Genomic DNA, 19,857 nt, shown 5'->3' with positions numbered 1-19,857 from the left:
AATCAGCACCATTGATATAAGACGACCAACTGGCTACGCCAAACCAATCTGAATACTGGCGAACCATCAATTGCGTCATTATCTGGCGTGCCCCCTCGGGAATTGTCTCCCATTTAACGGACGCAATACCTGATTGCAAATAGATTCGGTCAATCTGGCGGATGGTGTCACTATCCAGCACAGCATTTTTTAGTAATAGCTCCAGCCAGTGTTGAAATGCCAGATTACTCGCCACAGCAGAACCCGCACCATGAGAAACAAGACGGGGAAAAGGTGGATACTCCATGCTCTTTGTCGGTTTCAATATCCCCGCACAACCGGCCAGAAACAGCTTGATACTCTGCTGAATCGCATGGCGGTACAGAGGGGCTTCTTCACCGGTTATCCATTGTTGCATGATGTCGACGAACACGGAACGTCCGGTGATTTCCAGTCGGTTTTTACACCATTCGAACATAGTGACTACTCCTCTTTTGATTATAAAAAAGAGAGAGCCTCCCCACTGGGGTAAGGCTCCCAATGGGTTTTGTTATTGAGAGATAGTCAGCCCAGACTAAGGCTGACGGATAATATCTAAGGTCGCACCAGTCTCAAGTGCGGCAATCAGTTCATTGACTGCGTTCAGATAAGGTGAGAGCGATTGAAAAGCGTTGTCGTTCTGGCGGGCCAACTGGTACTTATCCACCAGAGTGTTAATCGCCTCAAATGGGCGAATACCGGCGTCGGATAGCGCGACTACGCAGGCTTCCTCGCAAAAGTCCGTATCGTTCAGCGTCAAACCAAAGTGTCTGCTAAGCAGCGCAGATGCCGTTAACTGCCAGAATTGTTGTTCCTGATTCATATTAATACCTCCATTATGGTATTTTCTCGCTCGTCGCTTCCTGCCTGTTGGGTTAACAAAAACTCAGATGCCTGACGTGCTTGTCGGCAGGCGCGGAACAATGCCTTTTTGTCTTTTTTGAGCCTTTTCAACCAACCGTTGATATAACTCTCGTGTTGCACCTCGCCATAAATACCCAGTTCAGCGCAGAGAAAAGCACTGCCCAGTTCCGCAATCAACTCCTCAAAAGCATAAATAGGATCGCCAAAGGTGCGAGTTGATGAGGTTATTCCCTCACGGTTTAGGCGCTTTTCATGACCACTCGCGTGAATAAGTTCGTGTAGTAACGTGGACCAGTAATCAGCTTCAGTGAAAAATTGCCCTACCAGCGGCATGACAATCTCATCAGTTAATGGTCGATAAAATGCCCGATTCTGTCTTCTTGGGGTAGTTGTCACACCACTACTATTGAGCATTTCCAATACCCGATTCATCAGCGGTGCACTTAGGATCTCATTGTCATTCTGATCTATCAGTCGAACCGGAGGAGATGCCATACATTCAGGCAGACCTTCACACTGCTCGGTGTTAAACAACTGCAAGGATTTCATCATTGAGAGATGCTCAATTCGTGGTTTTCCCTGCTCGTCAAATAGCTTGTTACCGTCCAGGTCTTCAGCCTGTTTCTCAAACAGCTTGAAAATAACGGCAAGATGACTGGTTTCGCCTTTTTTCACCCGCCCACCGGCTTGCTGGGCCTGTTTAAAAGTCAACCACCGGTCAGAGCTGAAACCGTGATCCTCACTTGCCATCCATAACAAGGGGACATTCACACCGCTGTATGGACGGCCCGTCGAGGCATTGGTCGGTAGCGAACTACCAACAGGTCTCGTCGCCAAACGCCAGGGTTTACGCCAGGGAACAGTGCCCTTTTCCAGCGCAGCGATGATTTTGTCAGTGACTTGTTGATATAAATCAGCACGTTTTTGAGCCTTACGGCGGGAGGTAGATTTCTTCATGGGATGAGCCTCAAAAAAAGCGCAGCCCAGCCAATGGCGGAGTGCGCCACTGGTGAATAAAATGGGATCGAAGTCCCTGATAGGTAAAACATTAAATGACGATGATTGTCATGGAGTCGAATCGAACGAGGATGGGACTAAATAGTAAAGTAGGCCTTAACCCGAAGGTCTCTGTTTGCAAAGGTTGACAGATTTGGCTTAACCGCTCGAAAGCACCATCTCTCAGGTTATGATGGCATTGGCAGGTGATTACCCGAAGGCGTTCCTCTCAAATCACCGGAACATTGGCAGTTGTCGTAGACAACGTTTAGCCCGTAAATCGTACATAAACACAGCAACTTGAGCAAGCGTATCTTTTGTCATAGTCACACGCTGCTAGCTGGCAGCCCTGGAATACTTTTCTTACCGGAAGCAATCTGACCAATATTTTCATTCAATAGTTACTTTATTATAAATACGAGCAATATAATGCCCACGCCCATCACCATGCCCTAAATCCATTGACACTAAAGCCTCAGCTTCTTTTTGACTAAAACCCTTATTTCGATGATATACCAGAGCATCTCTGGAATAAGCATAACGCAAACTATGAGGGGCATACTGACCAACAAGCCCCGCGTCTCTGACAATATTCCGATAACGTTCAATAGCCAGATGGATACCCATTTTATCCATCAACTTTCCATTATTATCAGCGGCTATTTTGATAGCATCACTTACAACTTTAGCTAAAGCATCTCTGTTAATTATTGTTGTATCTCTTGGCCTACCACCTTTAGTCCCAAAAACAACGCGTATTTTTTCTTGCTGATTGAGAATAGCTTTTTGCCACGTTTTTAATGATTTAACCGACTGAATCGCTTCCTCAGTACGCAAGCCGAGCTGTCGGGATAATTCCATTGTAACTGCGGCCCCCTTATCAACCTCGCGAACTTTATCCAGAATACTTTCATAAATGTCTGCCGGGATCGCGACTTTGGTACCGTCTCGACTTGCACCTGATATACCCAGCGCATCGTTGCTTAATTTTTCGTGAGTTGGATTTGCCATAAAGGTTTTTCCGGCCAAACGCAGCACTGCCCGTATGGCGGCCATTTCATTCTGTAAAGTTCTCTTGGAGATATTCTCAGCCAAACGGCTATTAATATAAATTGCAATATGGTTTGTTTTTAAATGACTGACATCACGGATCTGGATATTCATTTTTAATAATCTTTCGGCCAAACGATCCGCTATTTTCATGCGGTCTGAGACTGTTTTAAAACTCCCTCCCGCCTGACGAGCGAGTGTAACCAGGCTTTTATTCAATTTTGCCATTATTTCTCCTGATTGGCATCAGGTGGGTTAGGTCTTCCGTCCCATGTGAACGGAAGGCATAACCCACCGGCTTCTCCATAACATTTACCTTAAACATTTCACCCCGACGGCACGGTTAATTTTGCGCTTTCTGCATCTCGACAAACATTTATGCATCGGGGCGGCGAAATGTTGAGTTCTTGCGAGGTTCCCCAGGTCTCCGACCTGTTTGCAGCTTACGCCGAGCCGATTTTCATCGGTCTACCTCCACACACCAGTACTACTGGCGTCGCCATCAATGTCGTGTCGATTTACCTCTTTTAATTGAAAATTGTCGTGATACAGGGTTTCCCTGCGAATTTGACAATGAGTTGAAATGGATAACCCGATGAACGATAAAAACTCGCGGTTAAGCGTTTTAAAACCATTACTACGTGTTGGTCAGAGGGTAGAAATGTCGTTGAAGTGGCTGTTCGTCAGTACTGCCGGTCGTGCGCTGCGCGCGTCACTTGGTACTCGTTTCACTCGTTCGCAAGTGACGCCGCGATCCTCAGCTTTCAGTACAAATATGAAATATGCCAACCCATCGTCCGCACAGTTTGTAATTGAAAGTGGGTGTCAAAGCATCAAAAAGAAGTGCAACAGCAGTGAATACTGCAAAGCGTATTTGGACAAAAAAATGAAAATTGAAGTAGAAGAGACCTTATCGCGACTTGATTGCGAGCCCCATTTTCAAAGGTTAACGGGGTACCGCCCGAAGGCGTCACCTCTCAGGTTAAGGTGACATTGGCATGCGATTACCCGAAGGCGTCCCTCTCAAATCACCAGGACTTTGGCATGTTGCTTATGGCAACAGAATAACGACGCTATGTTAAAACAAGTATTCTAATCCCCGCAAGCACTGAATAAAAAACAATCAATTGAGCATTTTTTCCCACAGTGATACATTTAAAATCCGCAATTAATGGAGTAATAGCGATGAGTTCACAAAGTTTTGATCCAAAGGATTTGGAAGAAATTTGCGCCAGAAAACCACCAGTTTTTCACATGAATAAGGACGATTTCAAAGAAATGAGTCGTAACGCCCTACTAGGTTCTATTGATGTCACCGTGGGAAGTGTCAAGGCTGTAAGTATTGTGATATCTATGGCAGAGAACACAACCACAACTAATGAATCTACCAATCACTTGCGGTACACATGGGAAGATAGCCCTTGTAAATCAGAAAACCGCGACATTGAATAGCTCGTTTTTATGCCCGGTGATTTTTTGTTTTATCCCTTACTAATAACCTTTTTGGCGACACCTGCTGTTATTTTTCCACCCGACTCGCCCGCAGCCTGAGGCATTTTGCCGCCATCAGTTATCCCTCTGGCAATGTCACCAATTCTTACCCCAATCCAACTCAACATAGTGAGCCAGAACATTGGGAAGATAACGTACATCATCCCCAGCACCAGACTCATCATCCAACCATCCACCGTGGAGCTGAAGAATCCAGCAAATGGTACACTACTGTTAATAATCTCTTGTTCCGCCATGTTGTCATAAATAAGGGTGATCAGCCTGTCATCCAACCAACCGGCTAACTCCCACCAAAATGTGATGAATATCAGGGCAAATAACGCAAAAGAAATAGTTACTACTATTTTCGGTTCATAAGCACTGAACATCATTAGTAGCGGTATGACGACAATGATCATCATCTCAAGTAGTGCCTGAATCATCGGCAATGCCTGCTTTAGAGCATCAAATCCTGAAAGAGCCTCAGTTTGCTTGAGCCCCAGTCCAACGGAGGAGATCAGCCGTGTTATATTTCCTGCTAATCCCGAGGAGGAATCATTGCCACTTACAGCATAGGTTTCACCACTGCCAGACAAACCCACGTTGCGTGGACTGACCAGCCAACGTAGCGCCATCTCTTCCCACTGCTCCCGGGGGTACAAAAAATGTAATACCTTTTTGGTATAACCATTGAGGTTTTGCAACACCCGAGTTTTTAAACCATGAGTGCCATCGGACCACCACTGTTTACACGTTGGATAACCACCTCGACTGACGTCGGGATAACCACCATCTCTGTTGCGCTCATAGCCCCACTGACTGCGCGGTTCAGTTGAAGTGTAATGATCATAGTAGCCTGCGGTCGTAAGAAAATAACGGCTACCAATCCAGCCAATACCATTGATGGTGGCATCACTCAATTGTTGGTGGCTATTCTTCAGTTTAAAATAGGCACGCGAGTAACACTGATCAGCAAAATCCTGTACTTCCTGTAGCACTATGGGGTCACGGATTTTGGTATTCTGCACCTCAAATCGCAATTGCCGTAACTGGTTACCACAAGGGATAGAGGCTATCATTGCCTGTGTAGTGCCTTTCGATATCATATGAAGCAGATACCACCACACTGGCACGGCAGCTGTTTTGCCATCAAAGTCGTTGTTCAGTCCCTGATAACCAGAATTTTGTGGTGATGGGAGGTTAACACCACATTGTTTGGCGCGGGAGCTGTCAAACTTGAGGGTACTGATGTCTACTGGCAGCAAAGGCACACAGCAAAATAACATGACACAAAAAGAGACGTATATGGCATGCTCGACTCGCGGCAATGCCAATAACCCTTTATTACCTTCATCAGCCCCCTCTTCACGTACTTTCAGCCAGATACCAAGCACTTTAAATACCAGTGGCAAGACGAACAGACCGGTGCTCAACAAGATATTCCACAGTGAGTTATTCAATATCCAACCGAATAACACCAGAAAATATTCAAGAAAACTGTTTGCCGTCATAACGCCGCCCTATGCCAACACCGGACGCCATACAGCAAACTCAATGACCAGAATTAAGGTGATAGTCATCCACTCCAGTCGATGCAATGACTCGTTCGGCACTTTATATAATATCTTTGAGCGCACCATGCGAAACCATAAACAAGCCAACAAGCTGTATAACATTAGTCGCCAGATAAAAAGCCAGTGCCGATTGGTCGTTAGCCAACCACGCGTTTGATAACCCGTAGGATCAAGTTCAAACAGGATGGCTGCGCCCCAAAAGAGCACCATTATCAGGATCGCCCCCACAGCCACGAATAATACAAATCGGCCAGCCATTATAGATCTGCCTTTTTCTGGCCCATATGACTAAAACCTTTGTCCTGCCCCCCGCTATGCTGCTGTAATCTATTAATGTGATTACGAATACCCTGACGTTCAAATATAGTCAGCAAACTGTTGTTGCTAATAGCTTTACGCAGTTCCATTTCATTTCGCATTGCAGCAAGCTCACGATCGAGCGCATCAATACGCCGGTTCCCTTCAGCCAGTGCTTCAGGTTGGTCTGCAGCATTTGGCTCTGACTGACCGGTGATGATCATGCGGCGCATAATCAGCGCATTCTCGACGGTATCGGCCATAGCCAGCTCGCCAGCAAGGCGTTGTATTAACGCTGCATTATCTGGATCATCTTTCAACGACTGGATAACCCCTCGGGTAACCACGAGGCTGCCCGTTTTCAGCTTTGCCAGATTTTCTATGGTGGGCTTCTCCAGACCACCAACCAATGAAACTAATTGTTCAAGGTTCTTTTTAGTCGTGTCCTCCAGCATCGGGGAAAAGCCAGTACCAGCCAGCGTGCTACCGGTGGCGTTCTCATCACCGCCACTACTACATGCACTGATTACACGACAGGTACGAATGGTGCGATCACCAAGCACGTTAACCACCGCCACGGCGGCTTGTTCTGCATTTTTATAGCGTTGGCACACCGTCCCGTTGCAATCTGTTGGGCCGACAAAATCATTGCTGCTAACTGGCAGGTTATTCATCATGTTGTAACCGGCTTTGGTAAGATCATATGTCGGCCTAATTGCTGGCTGGCCTTTACCGCCACGTTTCTGACCACCAATCCAGCTTGCGCCCTCTTCCCCTGTCGCCTGCTGTAACTTCTGGTCACTGCGAACCGCATCACCATCACTTGAAGCAACAATATTCTTATACTCTTCAGTCACTGCGGCTTGTGTCCATTTACTCCCGAGAGTGTAATCAGCCATTTTGTTGGCTATGTTCTGGCAGTTCAGTGTGGATTTGTCGAAACTTAACCCCGCCTGCAAAGTACCGTTGGTCAGCATTTCATACAAACCTGGATTCGCCCGTTGGATAACCATTGCTGGCATGCTGGCCACCGCACCGCTGGCCCCCTGAATAACCGTCCCCATCAGATCTCTAAAACCGCTGGTGATACCATTGAGCTGGTTACCGACCGTAGTTTTCAAATCAAAGTTGCCGCACATCAAATCGCTGTTCCAGCTTCCGGTCATCCCCAAACGGCGCATGCTATTACGTGAAGAGGCTGGCGAAATGACAGAACCGCCACCTATCGAGTAGTACAAACCATCGCTAATAGCACCACTGGATGTGGGAATAGTGGCTCGAGTCGGATGGACTGTAATTGACAAGAAAACTGCGGCAATCGGCGGTAAGCAAAAATATTTATGCAGTGTCATAGGAGCCAACTTTATGAAAAATCGGTGCTAAATAGGAATGTTTGCCCACGGCGCTTACAGCAGCTATAAGGCTGCCACAGCGCCCAAGCATAATTGCCATCTTCGGCTATGGGGCGGTTGGTGTCAGGGAAAACGGCACAAGTCGTCGAGATCTGAGGTGCCAGACGCTGCCATTTATGATTCTGGATGCCGGTATTTTCCCGAACCGGCTCGGGTGGCCAATAGCCCGGTGAAGGTTGGCCCACCAATGGCTGATAGACATGCAACTGACCACGACGAGTGATGATATCAGCAACCCGTTGGGCAACAACTGCAGCAGATTTATAGCTGTCCTGCTGAGTGACAAAGCCACTTCGAGGATAAATATTCCCCCACATATTGCCGCTTCGTTGACTACCCAATTCGCGTTGCCCGAGGATCAGAGCTTCGGGATAAAAAGATTCAGGGAAACCACTACGCCATACCAGAGTATCGAGGGCACTGACAAAGTAAGGGAAAAAAGGCGTCGCGGCTGATTGGCAAGAATAACCCACAATGTGACCACCAATCAGTGAAGTTGCAGGATGGCCGTATGCATCAGCGTAATGAAAATACAGGTTTTGTTTGCGCAGACTGGGGGCTTTTATTGCTTGTTGACCACCGCCGGCACCGACACCCGATAACATACCAATAATGCCGTTTTCAGTTGCACCAGCAGCCCCGCTGACGGCCGATATCTCTGACCAGGGATTATCTCCTGAGCCTGAATAGGCTGACACCACCGCCTCGGGAATAAAATGTTCAACTTTAATGGAGGTTTTCACTGAGCAACCGAGAGGCGTACACAGCAACCAATAACAAATTCCTTTTATCTTCCAGCTGATGCAAGAAGTGCTGGCAGCACTGGTTATCAAGCTGGTTGTATTGACACTAGCGATACATAAATTGCTGCCCGTCAGGAGAGTGACCAGTAGCAACCGGCAAGTTCGCGAAGAAGCACAACTCATTGATTCTTCTCCTGCCAGTTAATTAACTGCTGCGCTGCCACACCAACATCGGTAGTCCCATATACGACCCACTTGTCGTCAAATACTACCGCAGGATATTTGACCAAGCCTAAAGACCAGGCATTGATGACTCCCTGATAAGCTGCGACTAATTGTTGTTCTAACATTTTAAATACGGACGATGCCTGAAGCTCGCGAACTTGTTTTTCTGCCTGAGCGGGCTCGACGGGTAAAGAGCCAAATATTTCCCGTTGCACAGAATCTGGTGCATCGAGATAAATAATCGAAATATCGGGGGATATAGCAGATACGGGGCGAGAGCGATCAGTATAAATAACGACATCAGCCAAAGCGCCTGCTGAAAGGCACAATACAACCAAATAGCTGATAGATCTGATCATCATGAATGCTCCTTAAACGAATTATCGGCTTAAGATGCATCCATATGGTGTTGAGGTCAGTAAAGAACTCTATATGTGATTGCGGATATTTACCTCAACATACTCTAAGCTAGCCCCTTTCGATGACACTAACGCGCTATCGCTTGTTCAACTGGCGTCAGCTGCGCAAAGGATTTGAGCAGTTGACGCCAGTTTCTGCTGCCCCTTCTGGTGTCAGAATGCCCCGTCCCTCATCCAACTTTCGCGCCATGCGATATGCCGCTTCTAGTTCACTACAGTGGTACAGGTTCATTAACTGACGGCGCTGCGCTTTCTCTTCTTTTTCGGTCATTCCCAACGCCAGATAAAGGCTGGGTGGTACGACTCTAAATAGAGCTTCTACACGTTTGGCTAACACCACACCCTCGGTATAACATCCGGGGAGTTTTGTAGCCGACAACAGCATGTTTTTTTGCTCCTCAGTCAGTTTTTTGAAACGGGAAATCTGTTCGACCTCATCCGGTGGCATTGTTAGACATAACCACCACTCCGCCATGTTCAGCATTTTTTCTGCGCTATCAGGGTAATCAGCCAGATTCTGTGTTGCCAGCCACAACCAAGTCCCGAGCTTACGCCACATCTTCACCACCTTAGTCATATAAGGCGATAACAGCGGATTAGTGGTCACAATATGCGCCTCATCAATCACCATCGTGATTTCACGTTCAAGATACTGATCGCGCTCCGCGATGTTATTGACGGTATTGACCAAAGCAATAACAGCGACCGCCATCTGTGCTTCATAACCTTCACGGGCAAGGGTGCCGAGATCGATAACTGTGACATCAACCTCTGGCCAAGGCATTCCAGGTCGGTTAAACAGCTCCCCCTCAAATCCTTCAGTAAACATCCGCAGTGCTTGCGACATTTCTTCCGCGCGGGCACGCCGGTTAGCCGTTCTTCGTTCGCAGCCATCCGTACCTTTGCTGCTGCCGTGGGCAATATTTTCCAGTGCATGCATCAGGTCTTCCGGTAGCATCTGACGACTCGCATCAAAGGAGGTGTGAGCAGCAGCTAAAATCGCTTCACGCAGCATGCCACGGTCAGCTCGAGTCATACGCGCTTCTTCGGCCGTTTCACCGCCAGTAACCATAAGGCGGGCAGCGATCTCCATCTCGCCGAGAATATCTCGTTTTTCATCGCCATCATCAGCCGTATCGATATCGGGTAATACCGACTCATCCGTCACTAATTCGTCCTGAGAAACTTGCAGCAATAAGTGTGCATCGGCAAACGGAGCTAATGAAATCCCGTTCCCGGGTTTGATACTGATTTTATTAACCGTCAGCCCCAATGATCGGCAATAGTCAGCCAGCAAACCAAAGGAGTTGCCGGCTTCCAGTAGAAATAGACGCGGCCGGTGAATAGCGATCAATTGGGACAGTGAACTACATAATGTGGCTGACTTCCCCGAACCGGTTGGCCCGAACAACAGTAAGTGTGCGTTTTGCGTTCGATCATCTTTGTTAAGTGGATCAAAGGTCAGCGGCGCACCACCACGGTTGAAAAATGAAAAGCCAGGATGACCGGTGCCAGTATCGCGCCCAAATACTGGCAACAAACAGGCAAAATGCTGCACAAAGGTTAATCGGCTGTACCAGTGATTTTTGTCGGCCGCAGGGTTAAAACACATAGGCAACGCCCGCAAGTAGCTGTTGAGGGGAGCCACATCATGCTCTGAGTTGATGGGTTGCAAACCGACATTAAGCAGTTTAGTGCTGATATCGAGGTGTTTTTTATCCAGAATGTTCTGATCCGATGCCCTAATAAGGAAAGTTAATGCGGCGCGGTACAATTTATGCCGTTTACCCAGATATTGCCGTGCTGTATACGCATCTTCACGAGCACGGGTAGAGTCAATATTATCCCCCATCGCGTTACGCCCAAGGCGACTAAACTCCTCTTCCAACACCTCCTGTGGCTGCACAATCAGAGTCATAGCAATCATGGTGCCTTCCGGCATCAGGTCCATCAGAGTGTTAATATTCTCACCGCGCCGAACTTCACCGGTCAGATGACCCGTTTGGGGCGCACGGCGTAAACGTTCGACCGGTACAGCCTTATGCGCCATATTATCAAACCACCAGATACCGCGTTCGGCATCACTGCGCGGACGGGTAAACCACAACGTTTCACTAAAATCATTCAAGATCGGCAACGTATCCGGCGCACCATCGTCGTGTCGCGCGGCTGCGTAGAGGACATCCGGCGCGACCCATTCGGGTTTAGGATTAAACCAGCGCAGTAACCAGCTATGAATTTGCTGCCCGTTTTGTCGTTCACAGCGGATACCAGCGCCAGCCAGCGCAGCGGTAAGACTGTCGCAAACCTGGTTTAATATCGCCGCCGGTGACTGCGGATCGCGTCCATGTTTTTCGACATAACGGTAAATCACCATGCGAGTACGGCGTGTCTGACCACGCCATACTGCTCCGGTGACAATTTTGTCTTCAAATAAACCATCGTCTGCCGAAATACTTTTCATATGGCGTTCCGTTTCAGCCAGCCAGGCCTGTGTAAACGGTGTTTCTTGCGCCCATGGCTTTATGTAGCTGCGCAACTTATCCATATACGCAGTGACATCCGTCTCATCCTGACAGTAAAACTGCACTACCCACTGGTGATGATTCAGCTCTGGCAAACTGTCCTGTAGTGCATCTTCGACAACATCACGGATCTCTTCAAGGCGCTCGGTCGAGCGACCTTCGGTACCCACCGGTATAACGTTAAAGACTGCTCCCACCGAGAAACCATCATCAAGTAGCAGGCAGCGCTCTTCCACGAGATATTCAGCCCACGGCATATAATCAATGATGGAGGGTGCCGCGCTATATGCCTTCGCCTCATCACAATGGGTAAATTTTCCCTCTCGGCTAAAGGGTTCATGTTCCTCAACAGCCAAAGGGCTGTCACCTGCCGGTTGGACATGAGATGAAATCACTTTGGAACGAAACAATGAAAACATCACAAATCCTCGGTGCGTTCACCCGGCAAGGCATACTGAACCTGATTGTAGAATGGAAACACCGTGCTATATCCCGGCACGGGAGTATTACCATCAGCAAGATGAGGGTAGACGTACATCACCATGTCTGGATTCGGCAAACGCGGAAACGTCTGCTGAATCTCATTTTCTTGAGTACGACTGTAGCTTTCCATCACATGATTCAATGTGATTCGTTCACGACTGTTAAGGCTACGCCGTAAAATTGTTCGTCCTTCACGGGTTGCATTCGTTGTTGATGCCCCCTTGTGCCAAATATCCAGCATGCTGTTGTTGCCTGCTGGCAACATTTTATCCTTACGAGTACTACAGCCAGTCAGTGCACTGGAGGCCAGCAACAGGATAAGAAGCAACTTAATTTGTTTTTTTGTCATCATACTTCCCTGTCAGTCCATGCCTGTTCCTGGCTGGCTTAGGTTGAAGTCATATTTCACCTTGCGACCTTTTTCTTCATAATCGATCGTCAACTGGCGGGTAATGTGGACGACTACCTTGCTCCCAGGAGGAACATAAACTGCATCAAAAGTTTGTCCATAACGCGCTTTAACCCACTCAGCTGTTTCCTGCATGCCCCCTGATATCGCCTTCCCCATCAACACCTTCCCTGCATCTCCGGTCAGTCTCGACGCCACACCACCATTGGCATTGGTCTGAGCAATATTCTGATTTTGTGCTAATGCATCCCCCGCAGCGCTGCTGGCAGATAAAGCAAACAGAGTGGGCAGATATGTAGAAGCATTCGACTTTCGTTCCCCTGACAAGCACGGAATACCATTTTCATCAGATAACCAACCAATACTGTTGTTCTGATTGCTATTTTTCTCAGTTTTGTCTGTTGGATGCGGCAAGGTGCGTACGGTGCCATCAGTAAATACAAAGGTGATACTGGTCACCACACCTCGAACACAAGACAATGTCCAATCGCCAGTTGCAGTACCTGAAACAATCGCCCCCTGAACATCAGACAAATCGATGCCGTTCGCTGTCAGATTGTCTTTTCCGATTAACACTTTGAAAGGATAAGGATCTGTCACTTTGCCGTTGATCGGCACTCGCCCCAGCAGTGCGGTCATGGCTCTGCTGCCAATCAAGGTGGAATTTTCCGGTAAGGTGAACACCGGTTCAACCGGCCCCTCTGCTACATTATTGCCCTTCAGGTTCTGCCTATAATCGGTTTTATTCACCAATTCGGTTTTCTGGCGAGTAATAACATTGTCATCCAGAAAAGAAGTAGCAAAGGTGAAACCACGGGCGGCATTGTTATTTCCTTCATCAATAGATTTACCCGTTACATCAACAACGCCATCATTTGGCTCGATCCATTGCAAGCCATCATGATTCAACGCGAGTGGGGCATTTTCGAATCCCCCACCACTCAGCCCCTGTCCCACGGGAATATCACTGTGATTGCCTTTATCTTTCAGTGTTTGCATCAGCACACTGATTTGTGAAGTTATCTCCTGAACCTGAGCTTTATGGGTATTAGCTTGAGAATCAGCAATAGCCCGGTTGATACGTTCGTCAACATTCTGGGTAAGCTGCTTCAGATTTTTATTCTCATCTGCCAGGGCGTTATTAGCAGCATCCAATTGATTTTGACGACCTGTAACCGTTCTTAAACTTCCAACCAAGGTACGTAACGTATCCTGCGACGTATCCCCTTCAATCCCCATCGCTTTGAGATCTTCTGGAGTAAGCTCAGCCAATACCCCACCCGTTTTATCAAAAATTACCGCTTGTTCATGTCTGTTCGAACAAGCTTTTACGCCTATCAGCGCTGCGGCCAAAATGGTCAGCGGCACGGCGAGTTTGACCAACACATTAGATTTAACTTTCATCGCAGGATACCCCGCGTCCTATGAGCTTTATCTGTAACGGTGGGTTCTGATCTAAATGCTTTATCGGGACGCCCACGTACAACCAGATATAGCACGGTTGTATCTTCTGGCGTTCCTGCATGACCTAACCAGCGGTGCTGGAAGGTTGCAGAGACAAACTGTCCCTGCAACGCACGAGGGTCGAGCATAATTTTCGCCGCCGCAGTATTGCGCGCTTGTAGGGCAATAACGCTGTAGCCATTAAGGCTCCAGCTCGCCAGAGGACTCACTGCAACAGATACTGAGGGATACAATGTAGTGATGTGTGAGGGGAGATTAAGTGTCACGCTGCTGATACCTGATACCGCTTCAACCGTGCGCAACGGACCATATAAACTCTGGGCGGCATAACGCGTGAGTACTACCGGTATAGGGGCATTTAATTTTGTTGGTGTACGCCGCTTGGACTTTGTATCGCTCTGCGCGAAAGATGGCTGACCGCTGTCACTGGTGGAAACGGAAGACACTTCTCCCTCATAGACCAGTTGTATTGGTTCACGAGCTAACTTTCCCAGTACAGCGCTGACATCAAGAAGAATAATTTCACCATTCACCTTGTTCTGTAGCTGTAATCGGGTAACTGGAAATGCTTCGCTGGCAGCAAGATAAACAGCACCTCCGCTACTTTGTACTCGCAACTTGCCCTTTAGCGCGGGAGGAACCCCTACTCGCACATTTTTATCTACAAAAATAATACGTTCTTGTCCGACACTCAGAGAGATTTGCAGTGGAATTCGCTCCCACTTCATCAGTTCAACCGCACTGGCTACAGCAGAGAACATCGTCAATGCCAGGGTTATCAATCTATTGAGTCTCATTGGAATATCCCCGTTTTCTTTTCTTGCACCTGTAACGGTATTGCCTCAAGTCGTTGCGGCACACCGTCATAACAATCCAGCGCCAGTCCGAATGGGTTACGTTCCGGGTCACCTTCCCAACGAATAATTTTGACTGGATAACGTACCAAGGCCCTTTTGACAGGTTCAGTGTGGTAATACTCATCGGCCACCAAATCCAATCGGGCCAGCCATTCATCACCCGATTTTATGTCCACACTCTTACTGCTATAGCCCCGTTTGGGGATTTCATAGACCACGCGTACCCGATCTTTCAATTCGCCGTTATCGGTACGAAAGCGGGAATCTTTGTTTAGAAAGTCCTGACAGGCGGGTGTTAGATAAGGGCTTAGTTGGGCTATTTTGGCAGGGTAATCCACCTCGCCATTTTTTGGCCAGGCGTTCAGTTGCTGGAAGATATAGAACGCAAAGCTATAAACTGTAGATGGCGGTACTTCCCACCATTTTTTGCTACTACCTGAGCGAAGGTCGGGCGGATTATGAATGGTGAGGTCGCGCGGTGCTTGTATCCAGCCAATACTGGTGATCATCAAACCAATAAAGAACATGACGCAAAATAGGCGAAGCGAAAGAATATGATTGTCGCGAGCGCTAACGGCATTGCGAAAACGGCTCATTTGGCAATCCCTCGTTTAAACTGACGTGAACGCCGAAGTTCCCATGCCCGACTGACAATCACCAGATCATGAACAAATCCTAGCCGCGCTCTCGCTTCTTCCAGACGTCGCCAAAGGTAGTTATCCGGCTTGCCACGTTTGTATTGACTGGCCCATCGGCCACCAATAAAAACCACCAATATGGGCATAATCAGCATGCAAGTTGGAATAGCAATCCAGCCAACTGTGGGGATCAGGACAAATGGAATAGATACCGGGATGCCAAGCAAGAAACCACAACCAGCAGCCAGAAGGAACTCACCAGAAGTGAATCCACGCCAGACCATAGGCGGCGTATTCAGGCGATCTGGCAGAAACGCAATCACAGCCATACCGCCCCCTTAAAGAATGCTGCTGGCTTGGGTGACGAGCCAGATGATCACCACAAGCAAAATCACGCCAATAATGATGAAAGTGCCAAACTCAGTCCAGGTCGCTTTCCCCTGACGTATATGGTGGAAGCAACTGATTACCGCATTAGCCACGACGATAAAAGCAATGGCACAGATAACCAACGCGCCGAGCGTCAGACCATCCCGCAAATACCCTCTAAAGGTGTTATAGGTACCGGCTCCTCCCCCCGATGACGGCTGTTCAATGGTGGGCAATTCGGCCAATGCACTCCCGATATAAAACAAACTCCCCACCACTGCCAAGATTAACTTTTGATGTATAAAAACAATTAACTTCATTGAGTTATCCTTAAATCAGTGGAAAAAGAAGAAGAGTGTCAGAAGCAATAACAGAATCAAACGGATGGCAGCGTCAGGCAGTTTATCCATCGGCACGGACTTGTTGGATACGCCGCTAAATGCCGTGACCAGTACCCAGGCTGCGAATAGAAACAGCACTCCGCCCCAAAATCCCAGAATGAGAAAATTAAGCGCGGAGGGTTCCATTCCACCGCCAGTACCAGCGTTCCAGGCGGATTGCTGGGCACTGGTCATCGGCATCAGCGATTCTCCCCACGGTACTGGCCGATGACAGACAGAGGCAATGATGGCTGCGCTCGAGAGGGTTCCAGATAACGCTCAATACCTTGTTTCATGGTGGTGATATCGCGTGTTGCACTGAGGTAATCGAAATAAAAACGGGCATTCTGGCTATGCTGATTAGCCACTACGCGGGCGCGATCAAAACTGGCTTGAACCTGATCGAGTTGGCGCATAACCAACGCCAGTTCATCTTTTTCGGCCGCTTGAGTCTGGAAAATACTGACTATTGTCAGTAGCAGAACACTGAATTTGGGGGAAAGGCGCATGATGCCCTCCTGTAACATTAACGGAGCAGGAAAGACTGACGCAATCGGGTGTGGAGGACAGTAGGAAATTGTTTATGGCGGGATGATGATTATTAAGAAGGTTACTGACTTAGTGATACATTTTAAAAATCCCCTAAAGAAATAAATTTATCCTGAGCAAAACAATAGTCTGCATAGTATTAGTTAATAAATATCGTACTGAATACCACTTACAATCTAAATATAGTGGTGCGATATAATAGATCACTTTGAGGGAGTTCAGTCCGAATTGTGCTATGCCGTTCATAGCTGTGTCAGTGATGTTGTTTCGTGTCCACGAAGCCGCAGTCTAGCGTTTCCTTGCTCCAAGTGTAGACTTTTTACACGCACCAAAAGTTGCAGGGTGATCCTTCCCTTACCTCTTCCCTGGCATTCTGAGTGAGGTTTTTACATTTTTATTTAATTCACTTCTCACTCAGCAGATGGTCAGCACAGGCATGCTGCACTGGCCAAGGTATTAAAGCAAAGTCCCGCTATTGGTAGGCAGGACTTTATCATCAGTTTGATTTAAACATCATCCAACACTTATCTAGCATCAACGCAACGTTCTAACAACGCCGTTTTCTAAAACTAAAATTTCCCTGACGGATTGCCTCTTTACTGTTTGTGTCGGAGGGGATTCAGCACTTCGAAGATGAGTGAATGGAATTTCGTCTTTATAAAAAACTCCCAATCCATGATATCCGGAAACACTAACATCTGTATATCCCCGGGACCAAATCTCATTAGCTACTTTCTCCATAAAAGATTGACGCTGCCCATACAATATTTTTTCTAAAAAAACCGGACTCTTGATTAGCTTTATCTATTTCTTCTTTCGTCAGGTTTTTAATAGGCCGTCTATCTGCGGAATAACTACCTGTTAGTCTTATATCTTTGATTTCACTTAAAATATCATTATCAATTAAAAGATCGACTAACTTTTTCGCGGAATAAGCGGAGCTGCCACTTCCGAGGACGTCAATACCGGCAAGTCCATGACCGTTGATGTATGCCTTCCTAAATTCATTTAGTTTTATCTCTTCCAGTGTGTTATTTTTTTGCTCTCTTACAGCTTTAGTAAAAGCTAGCCCAATCTTTATATCATTTTCTTCTTGAGTTATTTCCTCATGAGAACGATGAGGGTTTAATGTTTTATCTGACTCAGAATCATTTTTTTCAAGCGTAAAATTATTTTTTTCAAATTCAGTCGCTACACTTTTAAACTCAGAAACCGCATTTTTATTCATAAAGATGGCGGGGTACAGTGTTTTTTTGTTAGAACTCGAGGAACTTGCTGGCCAATTATTCTCATAAATTCGTTTTTATTGTCAAACCCTTTCTCTCCAGTAATTAATAGCAATCCTCCTTTTTGTTCCAGTTGCTGTGGCGTGTTAGTTATGTCAATTATATTTTTGACTAGATTATTAGAGTTTTCTCCGCAAGTTGCGGAACACGGCATACTGGAAGTTAACGGAAGAATATATGATAGCTTCACATAGATGGAACTATTAGTAATCATTAAAGCACCCCCATAATAAAATTAATATTTACATTACCAGAACAAACATTTCTAGATCTTTTAAATAAAGCTCATATTCCTAAGAAAATTTAGATAATAAATGCACTTTTCTGATTTCGCTATAAAGTGATAATTATATGCTGATGCCGCACCAAGGTAACAGCATCAGAAAAATACGTGGACAGTAAAACAAAAGTGATTCAGGGATTACAAAATATCACGGTACTCGGCTAAGATATTCAGCCTAAGGATAGGCTGTATAGAGCATATTGCATAGGTGCACTTGTAAAAAATGGAGACAAAAAAGATGAAAGAGAATAACTATCAAATCTGGACAGTAACACTATCTGCTAATCATGATAGGTTTAAGTACGTGGTTTTTAGAAAGCCGGACTGCTATACGAACTATACTGTGATTGAAGTTAATATGGATAAATTCATTTATTATTGTGAACAGAATAGCGATATTAAAATGGCTCCACCAGTTAATCTATGGGATATAAATAAAATTGAAGGTGTAAGAGAATTTCTCTCTCCACCCAAAAAAAATGAATATTATCCCGAAATGCCGATAGTATCTTTCAATATGAGATACAAAATTACTGTTGAAAGAAAGTTTCTATTTTTCAGAAAAGAAGTCATGACACTTGAAAAATTTGTAGGGTTCACAAACGGGCGCCATCGTACCCGTTATCTCCAATTTGCTGGAGCAAAAAAAATGTGGGTATTATGCCCTGATATCTATTGTAACGATCTCAAAAAACATTGTGGTGTGGATACCCCGCAATAACTCAAATATGAATAATAGCGATATCCACTTTCTATTTATTAATGCATCAAAGTCGTTAAAACAATTTCTATCGAGGTTCTCAATTAGAAAACATAAACAATGGCGGAACTCTCTGGTTTTTGCCTTCACAAATACTTCTTAAACGCCCCCACCACCACCGACACCACCACGCCCAGTATCACGGCTGCTGGCAATAGCAGTAAATTCGGCCACACCGCTGTCGGCCAGGATAGATACAGCATACAAGGGCCGTAGAGTGCAGGTTTAACCAAGCGTTTTGCATGGTGATAGACAAAACTGGATTCATAACCAGCACCATAACGTCGTAAGTCTCGTCGAACCAGTCCATCCACAATACCGGTAACACATACCATGATGAATAATGGGATAGACAATACCAAAATCGCCACGCGGATGATGAGGGTGATGGTCACATAGACTGTCGCCAGCCAATACTCCCAGAACTCCATTGCCAGCCAACTACCAAAGCGGTTAAGTAACGGAACAGCGCCCGCCTGCACGGTTATCTGTCGCCCCTCGTTTACCCAGCGAATAAAACCGCTTTCTACTAATAGCCATTGATAAGCCTGTTGAATCCAATAACGGATAAGCGTAACGGGTTCCGACATGAGAAGACTATAGGTAAAACCTTCGGATAAATAGGCACTTTCTGTCAGCATCACTTGCCTGCTGTGTTCCGCGCCTTCGTTGGCCCAGAAAAATATCATGCCGATATATTCAATCAATAAACTGACCAACCATGATGCCAGTAAGATGCCGATAATGGTCCACGGTAAGTGCCAG

General features: G+C 46.6%; 23 protein-coding genes. 3 read left to right on the top strand and 20 right to left on the bottom strand.

All coding sequences use genetic code 11. The annotated features are described in order from the left end of the window. The 4 genes from ACNSO8_RS13050 to ACNSO8_RS13035 form a co-directional block, all read right to left on the bottom strand. A partial coding sequence (locus ACNSO8_RS13050; RefSeq protein ID WP_418394867.1) for a DUF1281 domain-containing protein occupies positions 1 to 457 on the bottom strand: 457 nt, incomplete at its 3' end. 96 nt (positions 458 to 553) lie between these two features. After that, entirely contained in the window at positions 554 to 841 is a 288-nt protein-coding gene (locus tag ACNSO8_RS13045) for a TA system toxin CbtA family protein (protein WP_418394866.1), read from the bottom strand. Then, entirely contained in the window at positions 838 to 1,839 is a 1,002-nt protein-coding gene (locus ACNSO8_RS13040) for an ArdC family protein (RefSeq protein ID WP_418394865.1), read from the bottom strand. The genes ACNSO8_RS13045 and ACNSO8_RS13040 overlap by 4 nt, the downstream gene beginning before the upstream one ends. 429 nt (positions 1,840 to 2,268) lie before the next feature. Then, positions 2,269 to 3,156, bottom strand: coding sequence for an integrase domain-containing protein (locus tag ACNSO8_RS13035; RefSeq protein ID WP_418394864.1), 888 nt, complete (start codon positions 3,154 to 3,156; stop codon positions 2,269 to 2,271). Between the two features lie 367 nt (positions 3,157 to 3,523). Between ACNSO8_RS13035 and ACNSO8_RS13030 the strand changes: the two genes are divergently transcribed. Both ACNSO8_RS13030 and ACNSO8_RS13025 read left to right on the top strand, forming a co-directional pair. Beyond that, a complete protein-coding gene (locus ACNSO8_RS13030; protein ID WP_418394863.1) occupies positions 3,524 to 3,919 on the top strand; it encodes a hypothetical protein in 396 nt (131 codons plus the stop codon). 194 nt (positions 3,920 to 4,113) lie between these two features. Then, a complete protein-coding gene (locus ACNSO8_RS13025) occupies positions 4,114 to 4,380 on the top strand; it encodes a hypothetical protein (protein ID WP_418394862.1) in 267 nt (88 codons plus the stop codon). Between the two features lie 29 nt (positions 4,381 to 4,409). Here the strand turns inward: ACNSO8_RS13025 and ACNSO8_RS13020 are convergent, their stop codons facing one another. The 15 genes from ACNSO8_RS13020 to ACNSO8_RS12950 form a co-directional block, all read right to left on the bottom strand. After that, positions 4,410 to 5,930: a conjugal transfer protein TraG N-terminal domain-containing protein gene (locus ACNSO8_RS13020; RefSeq protein WP_418394861.1), complete on the bottom strand. Its 1,521-nt coding sequence runs from the start codon at positions 5,928 to 5,930 to the stop codon at positions 4,410 to 4,412. Between the two features lie 9 nt (positions 5,931 to 5,939). Then, positions 5,940 to 6,251 carry a hypothetical protein gene (locus ACNSO8_RS13015; RefSeq protein ID WP_418394860.1) on the bottom strand — a complete coding sequence of 104 codons (312 nt, stop codon included), beginning with the start codon at positions 6,249 to 6,251 and terminating at the stop codon, positions 5,940 to 5,942. Continuing rightward, positions 6,251 to 7,642 (bottom strand): integrating conjugative element protein, encoded by a 1,392-nt coding sequence (locus tag ACNSO8_RS13010; protein ID WP_418394859.1) that lies wholly within the window; start codon positions 7,640 to 7,642, stop codon positions 6,251 to 6,253. The genes ACNSO8_RS13015 and ACNSO8_RS13010 overlap by 1 nt, the downstream gene beginning before the upstream one ends. An 11-nt stretch (positions 7,643 to 7,653) precedes the next feature. After that, entirely contained in the window at positions 7,654 to 8,628 is a 975-nt protein-coding gene (locus ACNSO8_RS13005; RefSeq protein WP_418394858.1) for a TIGR03756 family integrating conjugative element protein, read from the bottom strand. Continuing rightward, positions 8,625 to 9,029, bottom strand: a complete 405-nt coding sequence (locus ACNSO8_RS13000; RefSeq protein ID WP_418394868.1) for a TIGR03757 family integrating conjugative element protein — start codon at positions 9,027 to 9,029, stop codon at positions 8,625 to 8,627. The genes ACNSO8_RS13005 and ACNSO8_RS13000 overlap by 4 nt, the downstream gene beginning before the upstream one ends. A gap of 157 nt (positions 9,030 to 9,186) precedes the next feature. Beyond that, complete coding sequence (locus ACNSO8_RS12995) at positions 9,187 to 12,036, bottom strand: conjugative transfer ATPase (protein WP_418394857.1); 2,850 nt, start codon at positions 12,034 to 12,036, stop codon at positions 9,187 to 9,189. Beyond that, entirely contained in the window at positions 12,033 to 12,446 is a 414-nt protein-coding gene (locus ACNSO8_RS12990; protein ID WP_418394856.1) for a TIGR03751 family conjugal transfer lipoprotein, read from the bottom strand. Before ACNSO8_RS12990 ends, ACNSO8_RS12995 begins: the two co-directional genes overlap by 4 nt. Positions 12,447 to 12,458: 12 nt before the next feature. Further along, on the bottom strand, positions 12,459 to 13,910 hold the full coding sequence (locus ACNSO8_RS12985) for a TIGR03752 family integrating conjugative element protein (protein ID WP_418394855.1): 1,452 nt from the start codon (positions 13,908 to 13,910) through the stop codon (positions 12,459 to 12,461). Further along, on the bottom strand, positions 13,907 to 14,767 hold the full coding sequence (locus ACNSO8_RS12980; protein ID WP_418394854.1) for a TIGR03749 family integrating conjugative element protein: 861 nt from the start codon (positions 14,765 to 14,767) through the stop codon (positions 13,907 to 13,909). Before ACNSO8_RS12980 ends, ACNSO8_RS12985 begins: the two co-directional genes overlap by 4 nt. Next, positions 14,764 to 15,423 carry a PFL_4703 family integrating conjugative element protein gene (locus ACNSO8_RS12975; protein WP_418394853.1) on the bottom strand — a complete coding sequence of 220 codons (660 nt, stop codon included), beginning with the start codon at positions 15,421 to 15,423 and terminating at the stop codon, positions 14,764 to 14,766. The genes ACNSO8_RS12980 and ACNSO8_RS12975 overlap by 4 nt, the downstream gene beginning before the upstream one ends. Beyond that, positions 15,420 to 15,794, bottom strand: coding sequence for a TIGR03750 family conjugal transfer protein (locus tag ACNSO8_RS12970; RefSeq protein WP_418394852.1), 375 nt, complete (start codon positions 15,792 to 15,794; stop codon positions 15,420 to 15,422). The genes ACNSO8_RS12975 and ACNSO8_RS12970 overlap by 4 nt, the downstream gene beginning before the upstream one ends. Positions 15,795 to 15,803: 9 nt before the next feature. Beyond that, positions 15,804 to 16,154 (bottom strand): TIGR03745 family integrating conjugative element membrane protein, encoded by a 351-nt coding sequence (locus ACNSO8_RS12965; protein WP_418394851.1) that lies wholly within the window; start codon positions 16,152 to 16,154, stop codon positions 15,804 to 15,806. A 15-nt stretch (positions 16,155 to 16,169) separates the two neighbouring features. After that, positions 16,170 to 16,415, bottom strand: a complete 246-nt coding sequence (locus ACNSO8_RS12960; RefSeq protein WP_418394850.1) for a TIGR03758 family integrating conjugative element protein — start codon at positions 16,413 to 16,415, stop codon at positions 16,170 to 16,172. Continuing rightward, the gene (locus ACNSO8_RS12955) at positions 16,415 to 16,723 is read right to left on the bottom strand and encodes an RAQPRD family integrative conjugative element protein (RefSeq protein WP_418394849.1); all 309 of its coding nucleotides are present in this window, start codon (positions 16,721 to 16,723) and stop codon (positions 16,415 to 16,417) included. The genes ACNSO8_RS12960 and ACNSO8_RS12955 overlap by 1 nt, the downstream gene beginning before the upstream one ends. A gap of 764 nt (positions 16,724 to 17,487) precedes the next feature. Beyond that, positions 17,488 to 17,991, bottom strand: coding sequence for a hypothetical protein (locus ACNSO8_RS12950; RefSeq protein ID WP_418394848.1), 504 nt, complete (start codon positions 17,989 to 17,991; stop codon positions 17,488 to 17,490). A gap of 579 nt (positions 17,992 to 18,570) precedes the next feature. Here ACNSO8_RS12950 and ACNSO8_RS12945 point away from each other — a divergent pair. Beyond that, entirely contained in the window at positions 18,571 to 19,053 is a 483-nt protein-coding gene (locus tag ACNSO8_RS12945; RefSeq protein WP_418394847.1) for a plasmid fertility inhibition factor family protein, read from the top strand. Positions 19,054 to 19,178: 125 nt separating this feature from the next. Here the strand turns inward: ACNSO8_RS12945 and ACNSO8_RS12940 are convergent. Beyond that, the coding region (locus ACNSO8_RS12940; protein ID WP_418394846.1) for a TIGR03747 family integrating conjugative element membrane protein at positions 19,179 to 19,857 on the bottom strand (679 nt) is incomplete at its 5' end.

Source organism: Yersinia sp. LJYL362, from assembly GCF_048323875.1.
Note: the sequence above shows the minus strand (reverse complement) of the source record. Positions and strands in the feature narration are given on the sequence as shown.